Annotated in this window: 16 protein-coding genes and 1 tRNA gene; 13 read left to right on the top strand and 4 right to left on the bottom strand. The window is 62.9% G+C overall.

The annotated features are described in order from the left end of the window. Nucleotides 1-286 (top strand): phage major capsid protein (locus tag Q0094_RS11700; protein WP_297619618.1); only part of this gene is annotated, 286 nt, incomplete at its 5' end. Nucleotides 287-589: 303 nt separating this feature from the next. Here the strand turns inward: Q0094_RS11700 and Q0094_RS11695 are convergent. Both Q0094_RS11695 and Q0094_RS11690 read right to left on the bottom strand, forming a co-directional pair. After that, nucleotides 590-664: transfer RNA gene (locus tag Q0094_RS11695), tRNA-Asn, on the bottom strand. Between the two features lie 70 nt (nucleotides 665-734). After that, entirely contained in the window at nucleotides 735-1556 is an 822-nt protein-coding gene (locus Q0094_RS11690; RefSeq protein WP_297619615.1) for an MBL fold metallo-hydrolase, read from the bottom strand. Between the two features lie 103 nt (nucleotides 1557-1659). Between Q0094_RS11690 and Q0094_RS11685 the strand changes: the two genes are divergently transcribed. Together Q0094_RS11685 and Q0094_RS11680 are read left to right on the top strand one after the other, a co-directional pair. Then, nucleotides 1660-2958, top strand: coding sequence for an ATP-binding protein (locus Q0094_RS11685; RefSeq protein ID WP_297619626.1), 1299 nt, complete (start codon nucleotides 1660-1662; stop codon nucleotides 2956-2958). A gap of 319 nt (nucleotides 2959-3277) precedes the next feature. Continuing rightward, nucleotides 3278-4216: a class I SAM-dependent methyltransferase gene (locus Q0094_RS11680; protein ID WP_297619612.1), complete on the top strand. Its 939-nt coding sequence runs from the start codon at nucleotides 3278-3280 to the stop codon at nucleotides 4214-4216. 87 nt (nucleotides 4217-4303) lie between these two features. Here the strand turns inward: Q0094_RS11680 and Q0094_RS11675 are convergent, their stop codons facing one another. Both Q0094_RS11675 and Q0094_RS11670 read right to left on the bottom strand, forming a co-directional pair. After that, on the bottom strand, nucleotides 4304-5419 hold the full coding sequence (locus Q0094_RS11675) for a Gfo/Idh/MocA family oxidoreductase (protein WP_297619623.1): 1116 nt from the start codon (nucleotides 5417-5419) through the stop codon (nucleotides 4304-4306). Between the two features lie 7 nt (nucleotides 5420-5426). Further along, the gene (locus Q0094_RS11670) at nucleotides 5427-6128 is read right to left on the bottom strand and encodes a GntR family transcriptional regulator (protein WP_297619609.1); all 702 of its coding nucleotides are present in this window, start codon (nucleotides 6126-6128) and stop codon (nucleotides 5427-5429) included. A 104-nt stretch (nucleotides 6129-6232) separates the two neighbouring features. Here Q0094_RS11670 and Q0094_RS11665 point away from each other — a divergent pair, with 104 nt between their 5' ends. From Q0094_RS11665 to Q0094_RS11620, 10 genes are all read left to right on the top strand, one after another. Then, nucleotides 6233-7390: an LLM class flavin-dependent oxidoreductase gene (locus Q0094_RS11665; RefSeq protein ID WP_297619607.1), complete on the top strand. Its 1158-nt coding sequence runs from the start codon at nucleotides 6233-6235 to the stop codon at nucleotides 7388-7390. Further along, on the top strand, nucleotides 7390-8277 hold the full coding sequence (locus tag Q0094_RS11660; RefSeq protein ID WP_297619605.1) for an aldo/keto reductase: 888 nt from the start codon (nucleotides 7390-7392) through the stop codon (nucleotides 8275-8277). The genes Q0094_RS11665 and Q0094_RS11660 overlap by 1 nt, the downstream gene beginning before the upstream one ends. Further along, the gene (locus tag Q0094_RS11655; RefSeq protein ID WP_297619603.1) at nucleotides 8277-8795 is read left to right on the top strand and encodes a flavin reductase family protein; all 519 of its coding nucleotides are present in this window, start codon (nucleotides 8277-8279) and stop codon (nucleotides 8793-8795) included. Before Q0094_RS11660 ends, Q0094_RS11655 begins: the two co-directional genes overlap by 1 nt. A 49-nt stretch (nucleotides 8796-8844) precedes the next feature. Further along, the gene (locus Q0094_RS11650; RefSeq protein WP_297619602.1) at nucleotides 8845-9435 is read left to right on the top strand and encodes a TRAP transporter small permease subunit; all 591 of its coding nucleotides are present in this window, start codon (nucleotides 8845-8847) and stop codon (nucleotides 9433-9435) included. 1 nt (nucleotide 9436) lies between these two features. Then, a complete protein-coding gene (locus tag Q0094_RS11645; protein ID WP_297619599.1) occupies nucleotides 9437-10726 on the top strand; it encodes a TRAP transporter large permease in 1290 nt (429 codons plus the stop codon). A gap of 31 nt (nucleotides 10727-10757) precedes the next feature. Further along, a complete protein-coding gene (dctP, locus tag Q0094_RS11640; protein ID WP_297619595.1) occupies nucleotides 10758-11816 on the top strand; it encodes a TRAP transporter substrate-binding protein DctP in 1059 nt (352 codons plus the stop codon). A gap of 528 nt (nucleotides 11817-12344) precedes the next feature. Next, nucleotides 12345-13367, top strand: a complete 1023-nt coding sequence (locus Q0094_RS11635; RefSeq protein WP_297619592.1) for a hypothetical protein — start codon at nucleotides 12345-12347, stop codon at nucleotides 13365-13367. A gap of 225 nt (nucleotides 13368-13592) precedes the next feature. Continuing rightward, complete coding sequence (locus tag Q0094_RS11630; RefSeq protein ID WP_297619589.1) at nucleotides 13593-14690, top strand: hypothetical protein; 1098 nt, start codon at nucleotides 13593-13595, stop codon at nucleotides 14688-14690. A gap of 64 nt (nucleotides 14691-14754) precedes the next feature. Further along, nucleotides 14755-15708 (top strand): site-specific integrase, encoded by a 954-nt coding sequence (locus Q0094_RS11625; protein WP_297619586.1) that lies wholly within the window; start codon nucleotides 14755-14757, stop codon nucleotides 15706-15708. A gap of 157 nt (nucleotides 15709-15865) precedes the next feature. Next, the gene (locus Q0094_RS11620) at nucleotides 15866-16969 is read left to right on the top strand and encodes a type I restriction enzyme HsdR N-terminal domain-containing protein (RefSeq protein WP_297619583.1); all 1104 of its coding nucleotides are present in this window, start codon (nucleotides 15866-15868) and stop codon (nucleotides 16967-16969) included. The last annotated feature ends 21 nt before the right edge of the window (nucleotides 16970-16990 follow it).

Below are 16990 nucleotides of genomic sequence, written 5' to 3'. Positions count from 1 at the left end.
ACCTCATGACCGGCAGCATTATCAAAGTGCATCCCGATCGCAAAGGCGCGCCCATCCGGTGATCATCGCAGAGGACATGGACGCGCCCGCAGCCAACACGGTCGGGATGTTGTTCGGCAACTTTGGCGAGGCATACACCATTGTTGACCGCATGGGGATGCAGGTGATCCGCGACCCCTACACGACGCCGGGCAACGTCAAATTCTACACTGCAAAACGGGTTGGCGGCGCGCTGACCAATCCCGAAGCGATCAAGGCATTGGTTCTGGGTTCCAAGCCTGTCTAAGCCCTCACCGTCGGGGGCGTCGGCAGGTCAGACAGCCAGCGCATGACGGTTGCGGATTAGCCGGTGAGTGCCGCACTCCAGAAAACCCCGGCATCGGTGGCCTTTGCTCAGGGCGAGGGTGACACCGTGGGGGCGGCTGGCGACATGCTGGCCGCCCCGCTTCATATGCACCGAGTGCGGAGTGAAATTTGAGGAAAGTGACATGCCCAGCGACATCGGTGACAAATCAGGTGACAAGGCCAAAAAGCGGACATAGGCAGCTTTCGCTACCCTGTCTTAACCACTTGTTTTTCTTAGGATTTTTGGCTCCGGCGGTAGGGATCGAACCTACGACCAATTGATTAACAGTCAACTGCTCTACCGCTGAGCTACGCCGGAACTGAGGGTGCGTATAGCAAGCTCGATTCCGGGCGTCCAGAGGGGCGGGGGGAAAAAAGCGGCTGTGGGGTCAAGATAGGCCAAAGCGCGCGGTGGCCGTCAAGGGGCCTTGGACGACCGCCAGGTTTCGTCTTTCAAGATCAATCAGATGGGCCAGAACATTGCGCGCCGCAGCAGGCAGGAGTGTGGGGGTCAGCTCGGTGTAGATGCGCCCGGCCAGTTCGGCGGCGTTGGCCGGGCCGTCTTGTGACAAGGCAGCGATGATCTGGGCCTCGCGCATCTTGCGATGGTTGATCAGCTCATCCAGCCGGCCCTTTGGTGTTGTCACCGGGTCACCATGACCGGGATGAAAGACCCGGTCGTCGCGCTGTGCCAGCCGCAGGCACGAGGCCATGAAGGCGCCCATATCCCCATCGGGTGGTGAGACGAGCGAACTGGACCACCCCATCACCAGATCGCCGGAAAACAGCGCCCCCTCCCACGCAAAGCTCAGGTGATTGGCCATGTGACCCGGGGTTTCCAGAACCTCGATCCGGCCCCAGCCGCCGTCGATGCGATCCCCGTCGGCGATCTGGCGGTCGGGGGCAAATCCCGCATCCACCCCCTCGCCGCCGCCAAGGCCGCCGTCGGCGGCCAGCCGGGCCATCAGCGCGCTGCGTCCCCAATCTGATGGGCCGGCCGCCAGCACCGGCGCGCCGGTTGCGGCAGACAGCGGGCCGGCCAGGGGGGAATGGTCGCGATGCGAATGGGTGACCAGGATCGCCTCAATCGTCTCGCCGGGTTCCAGCGATGCCAAGAGCGCGTGCAGATGCGCGGGGTTGTCCGGGCCGGGATCGATCACCGCCACCCTGCCACGCCCCAGCAGATAGCTGTTGGTGCCGCGCCAGGTCATGGGAGAAGGGTTGGGCGCGGTGAGCCGTCTCAGCCTCGGTTCCAGCCAGATCGCATCGCTTTTGCTTTCCATTCGTCCGCTTGCCCGGTTAACTGTGCCCATGATGTTCGCTTGGCTCAAACGCTTGATGCCGCGGGGGCTTTATGGCCGGGCCGCGCTGATCTTGTTTGTGCCGATCGTCACCTTGCAGATTGTCGTGTCGGGCCAGATCCTGCAACGCTATTTCCAAGACGTCGCAGGCCAGATGTCGGAGGCGCTTGCCTTGGACTTGGCCCTTGTCGCCGATGCCGTCGCGGGGGGGGATGGGCGGGCTGAGGCCTTGGCCGATGCGCTCCAGATCGAAATCGTGCCTGCCCCCGGCGATCTGACGCAAGACCGCCGTGTGTTCTATGATCTGACCGGGATCGCCGCGACACGGGTCTTGCGCCACAAGCTCGACGGTCTGGTGGCGGTCGATCTGGTGACCGATGAGCGCCGTCCGATGGTGGTACTTGACACCGCCAAAGGCCCGGTCGCCCTGTCTATGCCACGCAGACGCATGTCTGCCTCGAACCCGCATCAGCTTTTGGTGCTGATGATCTTTTTCGGGCTGTTCATGACATGGGTGGCCTATCTGTTCTTGCGCAACCAGCTGAGGCCAATCAAACGGCTGGCGGACGCGGCCGAGGCCTTTGGCAAGGGGCGGATGGCCGATTACGGCCCGTCCGGCGCCACCGAGGTGCGCAGCGCGGGTCTGGCCTTTCTCGACATGCGTGCGCGCATCGAGGGCATGATCGAACAGCGCACCTTGATGCTGTCGGGCGTCAGCCACGATCTGCGGACGCCCTTGACCCGGATGAAGCTGGGCCTGTCGATGCTGGAGGATGCCCCCGAGGTCGCCGCACTCAAGCGCGATGTGGCCGAAATGGAAGCGCTGCTGGCGACTTTCCTCGATTTCGCCCGTGGCGAGGCGCTGGATGATCCGGTGCCCACCGATCCGCTGCACCTGGCACAAGACCTTGTGGCCGATGTCGCAAGGGCAGGCGGGCAGGTTGCCTTGATCGCGCCAGATCGGGCAGGCAAGGTGATGCTGCGCCCGCAGGCGGTGCGCCGGTGCCTGTCGAACCTGATTTCCAATGCGCAGCGCTATGGCCGAACCGTGCGCCTGACGCTGGCCTTGCCCGATGGCACGATCCGCTTCACCATCGAAGATGACGGCCCCGGTATTCCCGCCCATCGCCGGGCCGAGGCGGTCAAACCTTTCGCAAGGCTCGACGCGGCCCGCAATCAGGACAAGGGCACGGGTGTCGGTTTGGGGCTGGCCATCGCGCGCGATATCGCGCAGCGCCATGGTGGCAGTCTGATCTTGAGCGACAGCGCCGATCTGGGCGGCCTCAGGGTCGATCTGGTTTTGCCGCGTTGATGCACGCATGCAATGGCTGTGCGGCATGTCGGCGTATATTGGTCCGGCGGCACCACCTGTGCCACCCAACCGTCCGGTTTGGCTGCAACCCGAAAACCGCCTTTGGCGATTACCGTGCGACCGGATGGGGCGGGGGGCGCAAAGGGCTTGATCTGCGCGCGAAATTGGTCAAACCCGATGCTGCGACACGCGTGCCGTGACTGAAAGGCCCATGATGCACAGCGGTGGCGCTGCGTGATGACAAGATATCAGGCCCGAACCGATGCCCCTTGCAGCAAGGGGATGGCATTTGTGGGGGCCTTGGGGAAAGGCGAGTGCCATGTTCGATGTGGTTCCATTTATCGTGCCCTTCACGCGCTATCCCTATAGCGGGTCGCCTGTGGCCTGCGACCTGTGTGGTGCGGCGGACCATGTGACCGTCTGCACTCATGATCGCCGGCTCAAGAAGCTTGAGACGGTGGCCTGTGCACAGTGCGGATTGATGCGCACAAACCCCATGCCCACCGAGCAGGAGATCGTCGATTACTACAAGAACCTGTATCGTCTGGATTACGGAATGACGTCGACCAAACCATCGCGGCGGCATCTCAACCGCTCGCACCGGCAGGCGGCGAACCGTCTGGCGCTTTTGGCGCCGGTTTTGTCGAAGCCTGCGCGCATTCTGGATTTCGGCTCTGGCGCGGGGGTGTTTTTGCACCACGCCAAACAGGCGGGCCACACGGTGATCGGGGTTGAACCGGGCAAGGAATTTGCCCGTTTTGCGGCCTCGGAATTCGGTGTCGATGTGATCAACGATGTCTGGGAAAAGACCGCTCTGCCGGGCAAGTTCGATGTGATCACAACGGTCGAGGTGATCGAACATCTGCGCCGCCCGGTTCTGGCGCTGCGGTGGCTCGCCGATGCGCTCAAGGAGGATGGCGTGCTTTACGTCACGGTCCCCGACATGTCGCCGAATGATCGCGAAACCTTTCGGCGGTTTCATTTTGCCCATCTCTATCAGTTCACACCACAGACACTGATCTGGGCGGCAGCGCAGGCCGGTCTGGAGCCCGACCCGCGGTTTCAGCCCAAGCGAACCCAGATCGTGTTTCGAAAGACAAGAACGCCACCCGCGCCGCTGATTTTCCCAAAAGCTCAGGGTCTTGAGGTCGCAAAGCTTTACCCGCACAGTTCCGTGGCCGGTTACATCTTCAGCCTGCGCTGGCTTGGCTCGCTGGTTTTTCGGATCCGCAAAACCCTGCGCGACAGCTTGGGTTGAGGCGCTGCCGCGCTGACAGTTGCGCAGCGTCAGGCCATCTGCTTGCCCGATCCGGGCAAGGGCTGCGGGTGTGTGACCCCGATCGGGTCAGACTGGCGCGGTGATGCGCCCCGCACCATCCAGCGTGACGGCTTGCCCGGTCCGGGCCGACTGTTGTGCGGCCAGCCCCATCTGGACCGCCCAAAGCCCATCTTGCAATCCCACCTCGACCCGGCCGCGCCCGCGCACGACCTTGGCAAAGCGGTCATGTTGGTAAAATGTTGATCCGTTGTGATCGCCCGCCTCGAGCAAGGTGGGATCAACGGGCACTTCGATCAGGCGCGGGCCCTTGGGGTTGCGGGGGCTGACGATCAGCTGCGGCACGGGGGCTTGCCCCAGATGCGCGGGCCAGAAGCGGCCGGGACCGGGCACCAGACATTCGATGCGGGCCTCGGGGCCTGTGGCGGTGATTTCTTCCTGATAGCGCGCGCCTTCGGCGAACATGCACAATTCCAGCATCGCGCGCGCGCCGCGGGCGAAATCGACGATCACATAGGCATTGTCCCAGATATCCGAAGGCTGGCCGTCATAGGTTTCATCGCGGTGGTTCACGTCCTGCCCGCCCGAGGCCATGATCCGCACCGGATTGTCTTGCAAGATCACCCGCATCAGGTCGAAGAAATGGCAGCATTTCTCGACCAGCGTGCCGCCGGTCTTGGCGTTGAAGCGATTCCAGTCGCCGACCTTTTCCAGAAAGGGAAAGCGGTGTTCGCGGATGGTCAGCACCTTGATGCCGCCGGTGACGGTTTGCGCCTGTTCGATCAGGGCGGCCACGGGGGGCATGTAGCGATATTCCATCGCCACCCAGATCGGCGCCGGGTAATCGAGCGCGCCGAGCACGCCGAAATCGGCCGCGTCGGTAAACACCGGCTTTTCCACTAAAAGCGGCAAGGGGCGTGTCGCCGCGATCTGGAGGATCTGCGGCACATGCAGGTAATTGGGGCTGGCGATGAGCAAGGCGTCCAGATCGGCAAGCGCCAAAAGCGCCTCGACCGAGGGCATGAAGGCTGCCTTGGGCGCAAGCTCTGCGGCGCGCGCGCGCATGCCGGCATCGGGTTCGAAGATCGCGGTCACCTCGGCGCCCTCGATCAGCGCAAGGTTGCGCAGATGTTCCTGCCCCATCATTCCGCAGCCGATGATGCCGTATCGTATCGTTTCCAAGATCATGTCCTTATTTCAGTCTGACGGTATAGCGCACCCGGCCGGGGTCATACCATGTCCAGGAGGCTTCGACGGGCGCATCTTCGTGGCCGTGGCTGACACGGGTGATCATCGGAAGCATCGTGCCGGGCGCATGCGGGAATTCGGCGGGCGCCCAGTCGGGCAGGGGCCCTTGCCCCACGCGGTCCTCGGCGCGCGCGATGCGCAAATTCAGCTGGCTTGCGTAAAAGTAATAAAGCGATTCCGAAAGCTCCTCTGCCGACAGCCGTTCGGCATGGCTGGCGTCGAGCCAGATTTCCTCGACCGCGGCGACCGTGCCGGACAGATACCGCAAGCGGCGGATCCGGTGGCCATCCGTATGCGGCCCGAAAGGCGGCAAGTCGGGGTGTTTTGGCAGGCGGTCCACCGACAGCACCCGCGCTTTCGGAAGGCCCCCCCCTTCGGCCAGTTCCAGCCGCAAAAAGGCGTAGATCGATCCGGTATCAGCCTTGGCACGGATATAGTTGCCCGACCCCTGCACCCGTTCCAACAGACCCTTTTCCTGCAGCGTGGCCAGCGCCTTGCGCAAGGTGCCCACCGCGATGCCAAAGCTGTCGGCCATCTCGCGCTCGGGGGCGAGCCGCTCGCCATTTACAAGGCGCCCCGCCGCGATATCGCGGATGATCAGTTCCGTGATCTGCATGTGCAGCGGTAAAGCGCCCCGCGTCGTCACGCCCCCAACCCCTGTTTTGCCGCTGGCACGTATAATTGATACACTATTGATTTACAAAATTCGCAATGTTACGCAATGAAAAAATATGGATTGCGGGGAATTCGATGAGCGTGGTTCCGGTCACGTCGGCCGATCTGGACGGGGCAGAGGTCAGCTGGTTCGCAGCGCTCTGTTCGGATGACTACGCATTTCTGGGCGTGCCAGAGGGGCGTTTGCGCTCCAGCTGGGACCACTGCTCCAGCATCGTCAAGACCGCCGAACGCAACGGGTTTCGCAATATCTTGTGCCCGTCGAGCTATCAGGTGGGGCAGGACACGCTGTCCTTTGTGGCGGGCTGTGCGCCGATCACCGAGCGGATCAATTTTCTGGCCGCCATCCGCTGTGGCGAGATGCAGCCTGTGATGCTGGCGCGCACGGTGGCCACGCTCGATCACATGCTCAAGGGGCGGCTGACGCTGAATGTCATTTCCAGCGATTTCCCCGGTGAAGTGGCCGACAGCGCCTTTCGCTACAAGCGCAGCCATGAGGTGGTGGAGATCCTGCGTCAGGCCTGGACGCGCGACGAGATCGAATATGACGGCGATATCTACAAGATCAGCCGCCTGACCGCCGACCCCGCGCGCCCCTATCAGCAAAATGGCGGGCCGCTGTTGTATTTTGGCGGGTATTCGCCCGATGCGCTGGAATTGTGCGGCGCGCAATGCGACGTTTATCTGATGTGGCCCGAACCGCGCGAGGTTCTGGCGGCGCGGATGCGCGATGTTCATGCCCGCGCCGAAGCCCACGGCCGCACGCTCGATTACGGGTTGCGCGTGCACATGATCGTGCGCGACACCGAGGCCGAGGCGCGCGATTATGCCGAACATATCGCCAGCAAGCTCAACGATGAATATGGCAAGTTGATCCGCGACCGCGCGCATGACAGCATCAGCCTTGGCGTGGCCCATCAGGCGCGCGCGCGTGAGTTGGCCGACAAATTCGGCTATGTGGAACCCCATCTCTGGACAGGGATCGGGCGCGCGCGGTCTGGCTGTGGCGCAGCACTGGTCGGATCGGTCGATCAGGTGCTCAGTGAATTGGACGAGTATCGGAAAATGGGCATCCGCGCCTTTATCTTTTCGGGATATCCCCATCATGACGAGGCCGAGATTTTCGGCGCCAAGGTCATGCCGCATCTGAAAACGGTCTCGTTGCCCCATGCCTATGGCCGCGTGCCGGCGGACACCCCTGCAACACCTCTTGGAAATGGACCACGCCGCTGATGGAACGCGCTCTACTGACCCCCGATCTGTCGCTCTCACGCCTTGTCTATGGCATGTGGCGGCTGGGCGATGATCCTGACACCAGCCCCGCCCATGTTCAGGCCAAGGTGGAGACCTGCCTTGCCCAAGGCATCACGACCATGGATCAGGCCGACATTTACGGCGGCTACACCGCCGAGGCGCTGCTGGGTGCCGCCCTGCGACAGGCGCCCGGGCTGCGCGAGCGGATCGAGATCGTGACCAAATGCGATATCGTGGCCCCTGTCGGCCGGCATGCGGGCGCACGGGTCAAGTATTACGACACATCGGCGGCCCATATCACCGCCTCGGTCGAGGCAAGCCTGCGCGAGATGGCAACCGACCGGATTGATCTCTTGCTCATCCATCGGCCCGACCCGCTGATCGACCCCGATGAAACGGGTGCCGCGCTCGACGGGCTGGTGGCATCGGGCAAGGTGCGCGCGGTGGGTGTTTCGAATTTTCGGCCCTGGGATATGGATCTGCTGCAATCGCGCATGACCGCGCGTCTGGTGACCAACCAGATCGAGCTGAGCCTGACGGCGCATGCGGCGCTGGTGAATGGCGATCTTGCCCATCTGCACCAGCACAAGATCGCGCCGATGGCATGGAGCCCGCTGGCCGGCGGGGCTTTGGCCCAAGCCGGCGCGCTACGCGCGAAACTCGATGCTCTGGGACTTGCCGCCGGCACCGACTGGAGCGCGGTGGCCATCGCGTGGCTGCTCCATCACCCGGCGGGGATCTTGCCGGTGCTGGGCACCAACAGCCTGGCCCGCATCGCGCGTATCGCCGATGCGCTGCATGTGCCGATGGACCGGCAGACATGGTATGAGCTTTACACGCTGGCGCTTGGGCGCGAGGTCGCATGATGGCCGATGGCGGACATATGCACCCGGCGGAATTCGCACCCGGCCCCGCCACCACGCGGGCCTTGCGCGATGCCTTGGGGTGCTTTGCCACCGGCGTCACCCTGATCACCATCGACAGCGCCGATGGGCCGATGGGCTTTGCCGCCAACAGCTTTGCGTCCGTGTCGCTGGACCCGGCTCTGGTGCTGTGGTCGCCGGCCAGGGCTTCGCGTCGCTTTCCCCATTATCTGGCCGCCCGGCACTACGCGATCCATGTCCTGCCCATCGACGCGCAGGACCTTTTGGCGCGGTTCGCGCGCGACGGTGCGGGCTTTGACGGTCTGGACGTCACGCGCAATGCCGAAGGTGTGCCGGTTCTGGATCGGGCCGTGGCGCGTTTCGATTGCCGCCAGCACGCCGTTCACGAGGGGGGCGATCACATGATCATCATCGGCGAGGTGATGCGCGCCAGCCATCGGGGCGGCGACGCCCTGATGTTCCATCAAGGCCAATACGGAGGGTTCAGCCCCTTGGGCTAAGCCCGCAAAGCCCCTTGGGAGAGGGGCGACACAGGGAGGAGACACGCAAATGCAGGTGCTGATTGCCCTGTCCCGGCTGTTTGCGCTGGTCAATGCCAGCGTCTTGACGCTTGGGCGTTGGCTGGGGGCGCTTTGCATTCTGCTGATGGTCGTCATCATCCTTGCGCAGGTGTTTTTTCGCTATGTGATCGGTCTGGGCCTGCCGTGGCCGGAAGAGGCGTCTCGCTTCCTGATGCTCTGGTCGGCGGGATTGATGATCGGCACTGCCTATCGGCGGGGCGGATTTGTGGCGATTGATCTGCTGGTCGCGCTGGCACCGCGGGTGATCCAACATGTCCTGACCTTGGCGCTGTTTGCGGTGTCACTCGTGGTCTTGTGGAAAGCGTGGCAAATCGGCTGGAACGAGGTCACCGGGCTTGCCGGCCGTTTTGGCACGGACAGTCTGAATGTGCCGACAAGCTGGGATCTGTCCACTTGGCGCAAGGTGCCGAAATCCTGGCAGATGGCGTCGATGCTGGTGGGGATCGCCGCGTTGATCATGGTGAGCGTTGAGCTGATCTTGCGTGAACTGGTCGCGGTGTTCGGGCGGGCGGCCGATCTGCCCCCGATCTCGGATCGCGTCGTATTGGGGTCGGAATGACATGCTGAGCTTGTTCCTGCCTGTCTTTCTGGTTTTCCTGTTCTTGGGCCTGCCGGTCTTTTTTGCCCTGCTCGTGGCCCCGGGTCTGTTGCTGTGGGGCGCCGGGATGGAGCGCGACATCACGTTGCTCTATCGTAATGTCTATAACGGGATGGACAGCTTTCCGCTGATGGCCATTCCGTTTTTCATGCTTGCGGGCGAGTTGATGAACCGCGGCGGCATCACCTTGCGGCTGGTCGAATTCTCCCAGGCGCTCGTCGGCCATTTCCGTGGCGGGCTGGCGCATGTGAATGTGCTGTCATCGATGCTGTTTGCCGGCATGTCCGGATCGGCGGTGGCCGATGTGTCGGCGCTGGGGTCCATGCTGATCCCGGCGATGGAAAAGAACGGCTACAAGAAACGCTTTGCGGCCGCGATCACGGCGGCAAGTTCGATCATCGGGCCGATCATTCCGCCGTCGGGCATCATGATCATCTATGCCTATGTGATGGGCGAAAGCGTCGCCGCGCTGTTTCTGGCGGGCATCGTGCCGGGGATCATGATGGCCGTGGGGCTGATGATCGCCCTGTCGCTGCTGGCCGATCGCTACGAATTGCCCGCTGCGACCAAACGGGCCGCCTGGGGCGCCCGGAGGCAGGCCAGCTTGCGGGCGTTCTGGCCGTTGATGACGCCGGTGATCATCCTGGGCGGTATTCTGGGCGGGGTGATGACACCCACCGAAGCCGCAGCCGTCGCGGTTGGCTATGCCCTTATCGTGTCGCTGTTCATCATGCGCTCGCTCAAGCTGTCGGATATACCCGATGTGCTGATGCGCGCGGGCCTTACCTCGGCGGTGGTGTTGCTGCTGGTTGGGGCGGCCATGGCGTTCAAGACCGTGGCCGCGATGGCGCGCACGCCTGAACAGATGGCCAGCATCATCTTGTCGCTGTCGGACAATGCATTGATCTTGCTGTTTTTGATCAATCTGCTGTTGTTTGTGGTCGGCATGTTCCTTGATGCGGGCCCTGCGATCATCATCCTTGGCCCGATCCTTGGTCCGATCTTTGTCGAGCTTGGCGTCGATCCGGTGCATTTCGCCATCATCATGGCGGTAAACCTGACGGTAGGCCTTTTGACGCCACCCATGGGGCTGGTCTTGTTTGTCACCTCATCCGTTTCCGGCCTGAAGCTGGAAACCTTGTCCAAGGCGATCTTGCCGTTTCTGGCGGTTCAGGTCGTCGTCATCTTTCTGATTACCTACATCCCCGCGCTGACCTTGGCGGTGCCGCGTCTGTTCGGGTTTGTTCCATGATCTTCACATATCCAAAGGGAGGAAAACCAAGATGTTGAAGACAACCCTCAAATCGCTGTTGCTGGCAACGATGCTGGCGGCACCGGTCACGGCGGCTTTGGCGCAAGATATCACCTTGCGCGCCACCGCCACCTCGAACGACCAGGACGAGGATTATGACGGCCTTGTCGTGTTCAAGAATTTTGTCGAGAACGCGTCGAATGGCGCGATTGCCGTCGAACTGTTCATCGGCACCCAGCTTTGTTCAAAGGGTGATGAATGTCTGGCCGGCGTGGCCGATGGCTCGATCGACATCTTCGTGTCGACCTCGGGCGGGGCTGCGGGGCTGTTTCCCTATATTCAGGTGCTCGATCTGCCCTACCTGATGAGCGATGACCGCGTGGCCGAGCATGTCTTGTCGAGCGATTTCGTCCGCGAATTGCGCGCGTTGATGCTGGCAGACAGCGACAACCTGATCCGCCTGATGACGGTGGGCAACACCGGCGGCTGGCGCAGCTATGCCAACACCCAGCGCCGGATCGAGACACCCGCCGATCTGGCAGGCTTGCGGATGCGCACGGTTCCCGCCGATCTTCCGCAGACACTGGCAACCGCACTTGGCGCGGCCCCCACGCCGATTGCATGGCCGGAATTGTTCACCTCGCTGCAGACCGGCGTTGTCGAAGGCACCGCCAACGGCATCACCGACATCATGAACATGCGCTTTACCGATGCCGGGCTGAAATACCTGACGCTCGACAACCACAGCTACATGGGCGCGTTCTGGTTCATGAACAACGAGCGCTTCCTTGGCATGTCCGATGAACACAAGCGCATCATCATCGATGGCTTTGCCGCCCTGCAACAGGCGACCTTTGCCAGCCCGAAGCGCAAGGAAATCGCCGCATATGACGCTTTCCGCGCGGCTGGCGGCGAAATCTATGTGCCGACCGAAGAACAGCGCGCGATGTTCATGGAAGCGGCAGCACCCGCTTTTGACTGGTTCCGGACCAATGTCCGCAGCGGCCCCGAGGTGCTGGACAGTTTCTCTGCCTATGCCGCCGCTGCATCCGAAGCGATCGAAGCGTCGCGGGCTGAAGAACTGAACTGATCACGATCTCTGACAGTTGGAAAAGCGCCGCGCCTGTCGCGGCGCTTTTTCTTTTGGACAAGGCGCTGGCAATGCGCACCGCTGCCTGCGCTGTCTGAGTTTCTCCTGATCGCTTGGCCGGATTCAGAGCGTGGCCTGCGCAGGGCATGTGCCCGGAGCCGGCCCGAGGCGGGGTGCACCCATCACGAAATCAAGGCGATCACCGGCCACCAGACCGACCCGGAGGTGCGTCGCTACAGGGCGAAAGCAGACCAGGTTCGGCGTGAACACAGCGCCTTCGGGACGCTGCAAGACACCAAAAACAAGCTACAATCTGCCAACCGCCTCTGAACGGTCATCAAACACGAGGAAAAACCCCATGCGTTGCAATATCTTGGCGGAGGAAGTGGCAGCCCGTAGGGTTCACTTTTTCCCACACTGTTTCAATCGCTTAGGCTTGCTAACTGGTGAAAGCCACCCCTTGGGCAACAAAGTCAATTTGCCCGCCCCTGCTAACCGCCTTCTGGGCCTGAAATCGGGGGATTGGCGATGAGCAAGCAGACGAAAGCCATGTTGACAGGATCGGGCGGAGCGGTTGCTGCATCGCCAGTTGCTTCGACCGCGAAACCGACGAAGGGGCAGAAACCCGCGAAGAAAACCGCGCACAATCCGGGGGATGCAGGCGTCGCGTCTGACGTTCCGGTTCCGGTCATAAGCAAACCTCAGTCAGATGGTTTCGCAGCAAAGCAAATGCCCGATGATCCGGCGTGGGTCGCGCTGCTGCATGACCTCGGCACCATGTCCACCATGGCGTTGCGGGCCAAGTATGCGGGCGAGGCGAACACCCATCGGAACATGCTGCAACGGGTCAAGACCTGTGGGGCAGTGGTGCATCCTGCCTTCCGGAGCTTCCCGGACTTCCTGCGATTGGTTGGGCCGAAGCCGACATCGCGGGCGACCCTCGACCGGATCGACAATCACGATCCCGAATACGCCCCCGGCAAGGTGCGATGGGCCGACAAGATCACCCAGATCAGAAACAAGGGTGACAGCCTGATCTTTACCTGCCCGAACACGGGGCGCAGCTACACCGCTTCTCAGCTTGCCGCGAAGCAGGGGGTCAGCTCTACCGCGATCAGAAAGCGGCGAAGACAGGGGTGGACGGATGGGGAGATCATCGCCGGGGAGCGTGCAGCTTTGGTTGCCGTGGTCCCGAGCAAAAGGGTCTCTGCCCCCGCGAAGTCGGCTGCACCACCGCTGACCTTGGCTCAAGTGCTCTTCGAGCGGAACCGTGAATACTGCGAGTTCATCAGGCAGACCGAAGGCCATGAATACTTCATCTGCACGCCCGCAGAGTTGCAGGCCGAAGTTGCCGACGACTTCCCGCAGTGCCGAGGCCCAGAATGGCTTCGCTCCTGTGAGGAAAACTTCCTGCATAGCAAGCTGCCGCAGTGGTGGAAGCAGTATGGCCCCCATATCCGCTTTCACGCGCTGCAACCCCATCAGCAGGCATGGGTTCTGAGGATCGACCCCTCGCGGGGACAGAAATCGGAACTGTCAGACGCGCTGTAACCCGCTGATCCTGCGCGGTTTCGGCGGCGGGTGTGGTGGAAAGACAAGGGAACGTTCCCGGCGGCGACATTCCGTGTGTCGCTGCCAACCCCCCTCCGCCAACCCGGTTGAGGCGCGGAAATCGGCAGCCTCAGGTGTTCTTTCCTTTCCTTAGGTGGCCATTCTCATACGCTTAATGAGGGTCGCAAGTCATTGATCCCCCTTCCAAAATCGAAGGAGCGATGGATGACTGACCCCGACCTGATAGCCCGGTTCCGAACTGACCTGATCCAGCGGATCGCCGCGCAGGAGCGTGTCCCACAGGGACAGCCCCTGCCGATCTCGCCTTGGCTGGCCATGAGTTTGTTGCAAAAGGCCGTTCGCCGGGGCCGTGCCGATCTGGCCTTGAACGCATCCGCCACATTGCTGAGGGATGCCCCCGACCGCCTCTGGCGCAGGCTGGGTGGCATCGCCTTCGAGGATGTCGGGCTGGGAAGCCTGCCGACCGTGGGCCTGACCGTGGCTGCCCTGACCGGCAAGCGGTTCCGGGCTGCAATCGGTGGCGATTGGGCCGTGACGTCGGTCGTGGTCAAGGCTCTGGCAGACGCGCCGAAAAGCCGGGCGACCGATGACCTTTACATGGCTCTGGAAACGCTGCACGACCTTGCCGACACTCGCCGCGCCCTTGCCGCCGAGACCAACCCCCGCCTGCGTCTGATCGCACTGACCACCCCGAACCTGCACTGCCGCGCCCTTGCCACCTTGTTCCTCTTTAGCACCGACCGGCCCGGTGGCAAGCTGCCCGTCCGGCGTGGCGAGGTCGCTTTGGCCTTCGACCTGCTGGACGAACTCGGCACCGCGCCCACGACGCTGGCGATCTGCCGCGAAGGCTATCGCAAGACGGGCGAGGCCCTGCCGCCCTTGCTGGCTCTTCTGGCGCTGGAAAACGGCCTGCGGGCAGGCGCGACCGATGACCCCCTGCCGCCCGAGGTGATGATCGGCGGGGTTCCCGGCTGGGCGCTCGACATGTTCACCCGCGAGGGCAAGCTGGCCCTATCCCGGCTGGCCGCGACGCAAGCAGGCGTGGCGGAGTTTGCTCGCGAAATGCTGCCCCCCGGCCAGCGTGTCGGCTTCCTCGGTCAGGTGCTGTTCCGGGTCGAGGGCGGATTGCTGACCCGCCGTGTCGGGGGCGACCTCTCCGACCGGCTCCACGCGCAGTTGATGTTCGAAACGTTGGGGGTGGACCCAGAGGCTGCGGTGCAGGCTCTCGACCTGATGCGGCAGGATTTGCCACTGCTGAACCGCATCCGGGCGGGTGTGATGAAGGAGGCGCGGGATGCATGAGGCGGTTCTAACCTCGGATACTCACCCATTAACACGGGTCAACAAGGGCGGTCAGGAGGGGCAAGTGGGCGAACGTTTTGCAGTTAATTGCAACGCCGATACGTTCTTACCTGCGGCGCGTGAAACCTTGACCGATGAGGCAACCGACCTGCTGCGGCACAGCCTCGCCCCGGCCACCGAACGGGCCTTGCGGGGTGATCTGACGCACTTCCAAGATTGGGGCGGGTCGCTGCCTGCAACCCCGGCCACCGTCTGCGCCTATGTCGGCGATCACGCGGGCTACCATGCCGTGGCGACCATCCAGCGCCGGGTGGCCTCGATCAGCAAGGCGCACGAAATGGCGGGCCTGCCGAACCCCTGCCGCGCTGAGGTTGTCAAAGCCACGCTGCGCGGCCTGCGCCGTAAGCACGGCACCGCCCAGCGGCAGGCCAAGCCCCTGATGCGCGACGACCTGCTGCTGGTGCTGGACAGCCTGGGGGAAACCCTGCGCGACCAGCGCGACCGGGCGCTGTTACTTCTGGGCTTCGCCGGGGGCTTCCGCCGCTCCGAACTGGTGGCGCTGGAACGGGCCGACATCGAAACCGTCCGGCAAGGTCTGATCGTGACGATCAAGCGCAGCAAGACCGATCAGGAGGGGGCAGGCCGCCGCATCGGCATCCCCCACGGTCGCACCCGCCATTGCCCCGTCGCGGCGATTGAGGCGTGGCTGTCAGCATCGGCCATCGACACCGGCCCCCTGTTCCGCCCGATCACTCGGCACGGCCATGTTGCTACGAACCCGTTGACCGGGGACGTGGTGTCGGTCCTGCTGCGGGAACGGCTGGCGACGGCAGGGATCGACCCCGAGGGCTACTCCGGCCACAGCCTGCGGGCGGGCTTTGCCACTTCGGCGGCACAGGCGGGGGTCTCCGCCTTGAAAATCCGGGCAATGACCGGCCACGCCACCGACGCCATGCTGGCCCGCTACGTCCGCGAGGGGGAACTGTTCACCGGCAACGCGGCGGGTGCGCTGTTGTAGCACCTGCCCGGCGATGCACCCCAAATGCCCGGAAAACCGGGCAAATCGCACATCTGGCCTTGTGACATGTGCAACCCAAAGGCTGGAAACGAAGCAAAACCAAGCCGGACGCCCAAGCGCGGGGGATCGTGGCGCAAGGAAGGGTGGGTTGTATCCAATGAATAAGATCGCGGCTGAGTTCAGCGAATTCGTTTTGTTCTCCGAAGAAGAGGCCCGCGCACTCGATGCCCGCGTGGTCATGCGTGAGAACCGGGGCAAGCAGGTGCCCTATGTGACCTGCCTCGTCCGCGACAAGGAAGTGCAACTCAAGTCAGAGGAACGGACCCGTCAGCTTTGGCTGGCCCGCCTGATTGACAAGCTGGGTTATGCCCGGTCGCGCATCGCCATCGAATACCCGATCACCTTCGGGCGCGACAGTTCCAAGCGGGCCGACATCGTGGTCTTCGACGCTGACCGCCCGACCGTCCCCTACATCATCGTCGAGGTGAAGCAGCCGAAATATAAGGACGGCAAGGAGCAACTCAGGTCCTACGCCCACGCGACCGGCGCACCGCTTGCCGTGTGGAGCGATGGCATTCTGGCCGAGGTCTGGCATCGCAAGAACCCCAACTACTTCATGCCGATCCACGAACTGCCCCGCGCAGATCAGACCATCGAACAGGTCGTGGATCAGCCCTGGACCATCCAGACCCTGATCGACCTAGAGGAAGAGCGGGTGAAGGAAGGCAAATTCGCCCGCTCCCTGCGCGACCTGATCGAGGACATGGAAGACGAGGTTCTGGCCAATGCCGGGGTCGATGTCTTCGAGGAGGTCTTCAAGCTGATCTTCACCAAGCTCTATGACGAAATGAACTCGCACCGGCTGGGCAACGCCCTGCGGTTCCGCAACCAGAACACGGCGGCACAGCTAAAGGTGGCGATCCAGAACCTGTTCGACGAGGCCAAGAAGAAATGGCCCGGCGTCTTCCTTGACGATGAACGCATCCGCCTGTCGCCCGACCACCTGCAAGTCTGCGTCGGCTCGCTGGAAGAATGGAAGCTGTTCAACTCCAACCTCGACGTGATCGACGACGCCTTTGAATACCTGGTCTCGAAATCGTCAAAGGGCGAGAAGGGCCAGTATTTCACCCCCCGCTGGGTGATCGACATGTGCGTCAAGATGATGAACCCGAAAGAGGGCGAGACGGTGGTTGATACCGCCTGCGGCTCGGCGGGGTTCACCGTGCACATGACGTTGCCCCCTCCACCTAATCCAGTTTGAGGTAGACTCTGGGCCAACCGA

This window comes from uncultured Roseicyclus sp. (genome assembly GCF_937892565.1).
In the GTDB taxonomy this organism is placed as follows: Bacteria; Pseudomonadota; Alphaproteobacteria; order Rhodobacterales; family Rhodobacteraceae; genus Roseicyclus.
This window is presented reverse-complemented; position numbering and strand designations above follow the sequence as displayed.

Coding starts and splice junctions, on each gene's coding strand:
- Q0094_RS11690 (WP_297619615.1), bottom strand. CDS start 1,556: ATGACCTGGCGCGGCACCAACAGCTATCTGCTGGGGCGTGGCAGGGTG.
- Q0094_RS11685 (WP_297619626.1), top strand. CDS start 1,660: ATGTTCGCTTGGCTCAAACGCTTGATGCCGCGGGGGCTTTATGGCCGG.
- Q0094_RS11680 (WP_297619612.1), top strand. CDS start 3,278: ATGTTCGATGTGGTTCCATTTATCGTGCCCTTCACGCGCTATCCCTAT.
- Q0094_RS11665 (WP_297619607.1), top strand. CDS start 6,233: ATGAGCGTGGTTCCGGTCACGTCGGCCGATCTGGACGGGGCAGAGGTC.
- Q0094_RS11660 (WP_297619605.1), top strand. CDS start 7,390: ATGGAACGCGCTCTACTGACCCCCGATCTGTCGCTCTCACGCCTTGTC.
- Q0094_RS11655 (WP_297619603.1), top strand. CDS start 8,277: ATGGCCGATGGCGGACATATGCACCCGGCGGAATTCGCACCCGGCCCC.
- Q0094_RS11650 (WP_297619602.1), top strand. CDS start 8,845: ATGCAGGTGCTGATTGCCCTGTCCCGGCTGTTTGCGCTGGTCAATGCC.
- Q0094_RS11645 (WP_297619599.1), top strand. CDS start 9,437: ATGCTGAGCTTGTTCCTGCCTGTCTTTCTGGTTTTCCTGTTCTTGGGC.
- dctP (WP_297619595.1), top strand. CDS start 10,758: ATGTTGAAGACAACCCTCAAATCGCTGTTGCTGGCAACGATGCTGGCG.
- Q0094_RS11635 (WP_297619592.1), top strand. CDS start 12,345: ATGAGCAAGCAGACGAAAGCCATGTTGACAGGATCGGGCGGAGCGGTT.
- Q0094_RS11630 (WP_297619589.1), top strand. CDS start 13,593: ATGACTGACCCCGACCTGATAGCCCGGTTCCGAACTGACCTGATCCAG.
- Q0094_RS11620 (WP_297619583.1), top strand. CDS start 15,866: ATGAATAAGATCGCGGCTGAGTTCAGCGAATTCGTTTTGTTCTCCGAA.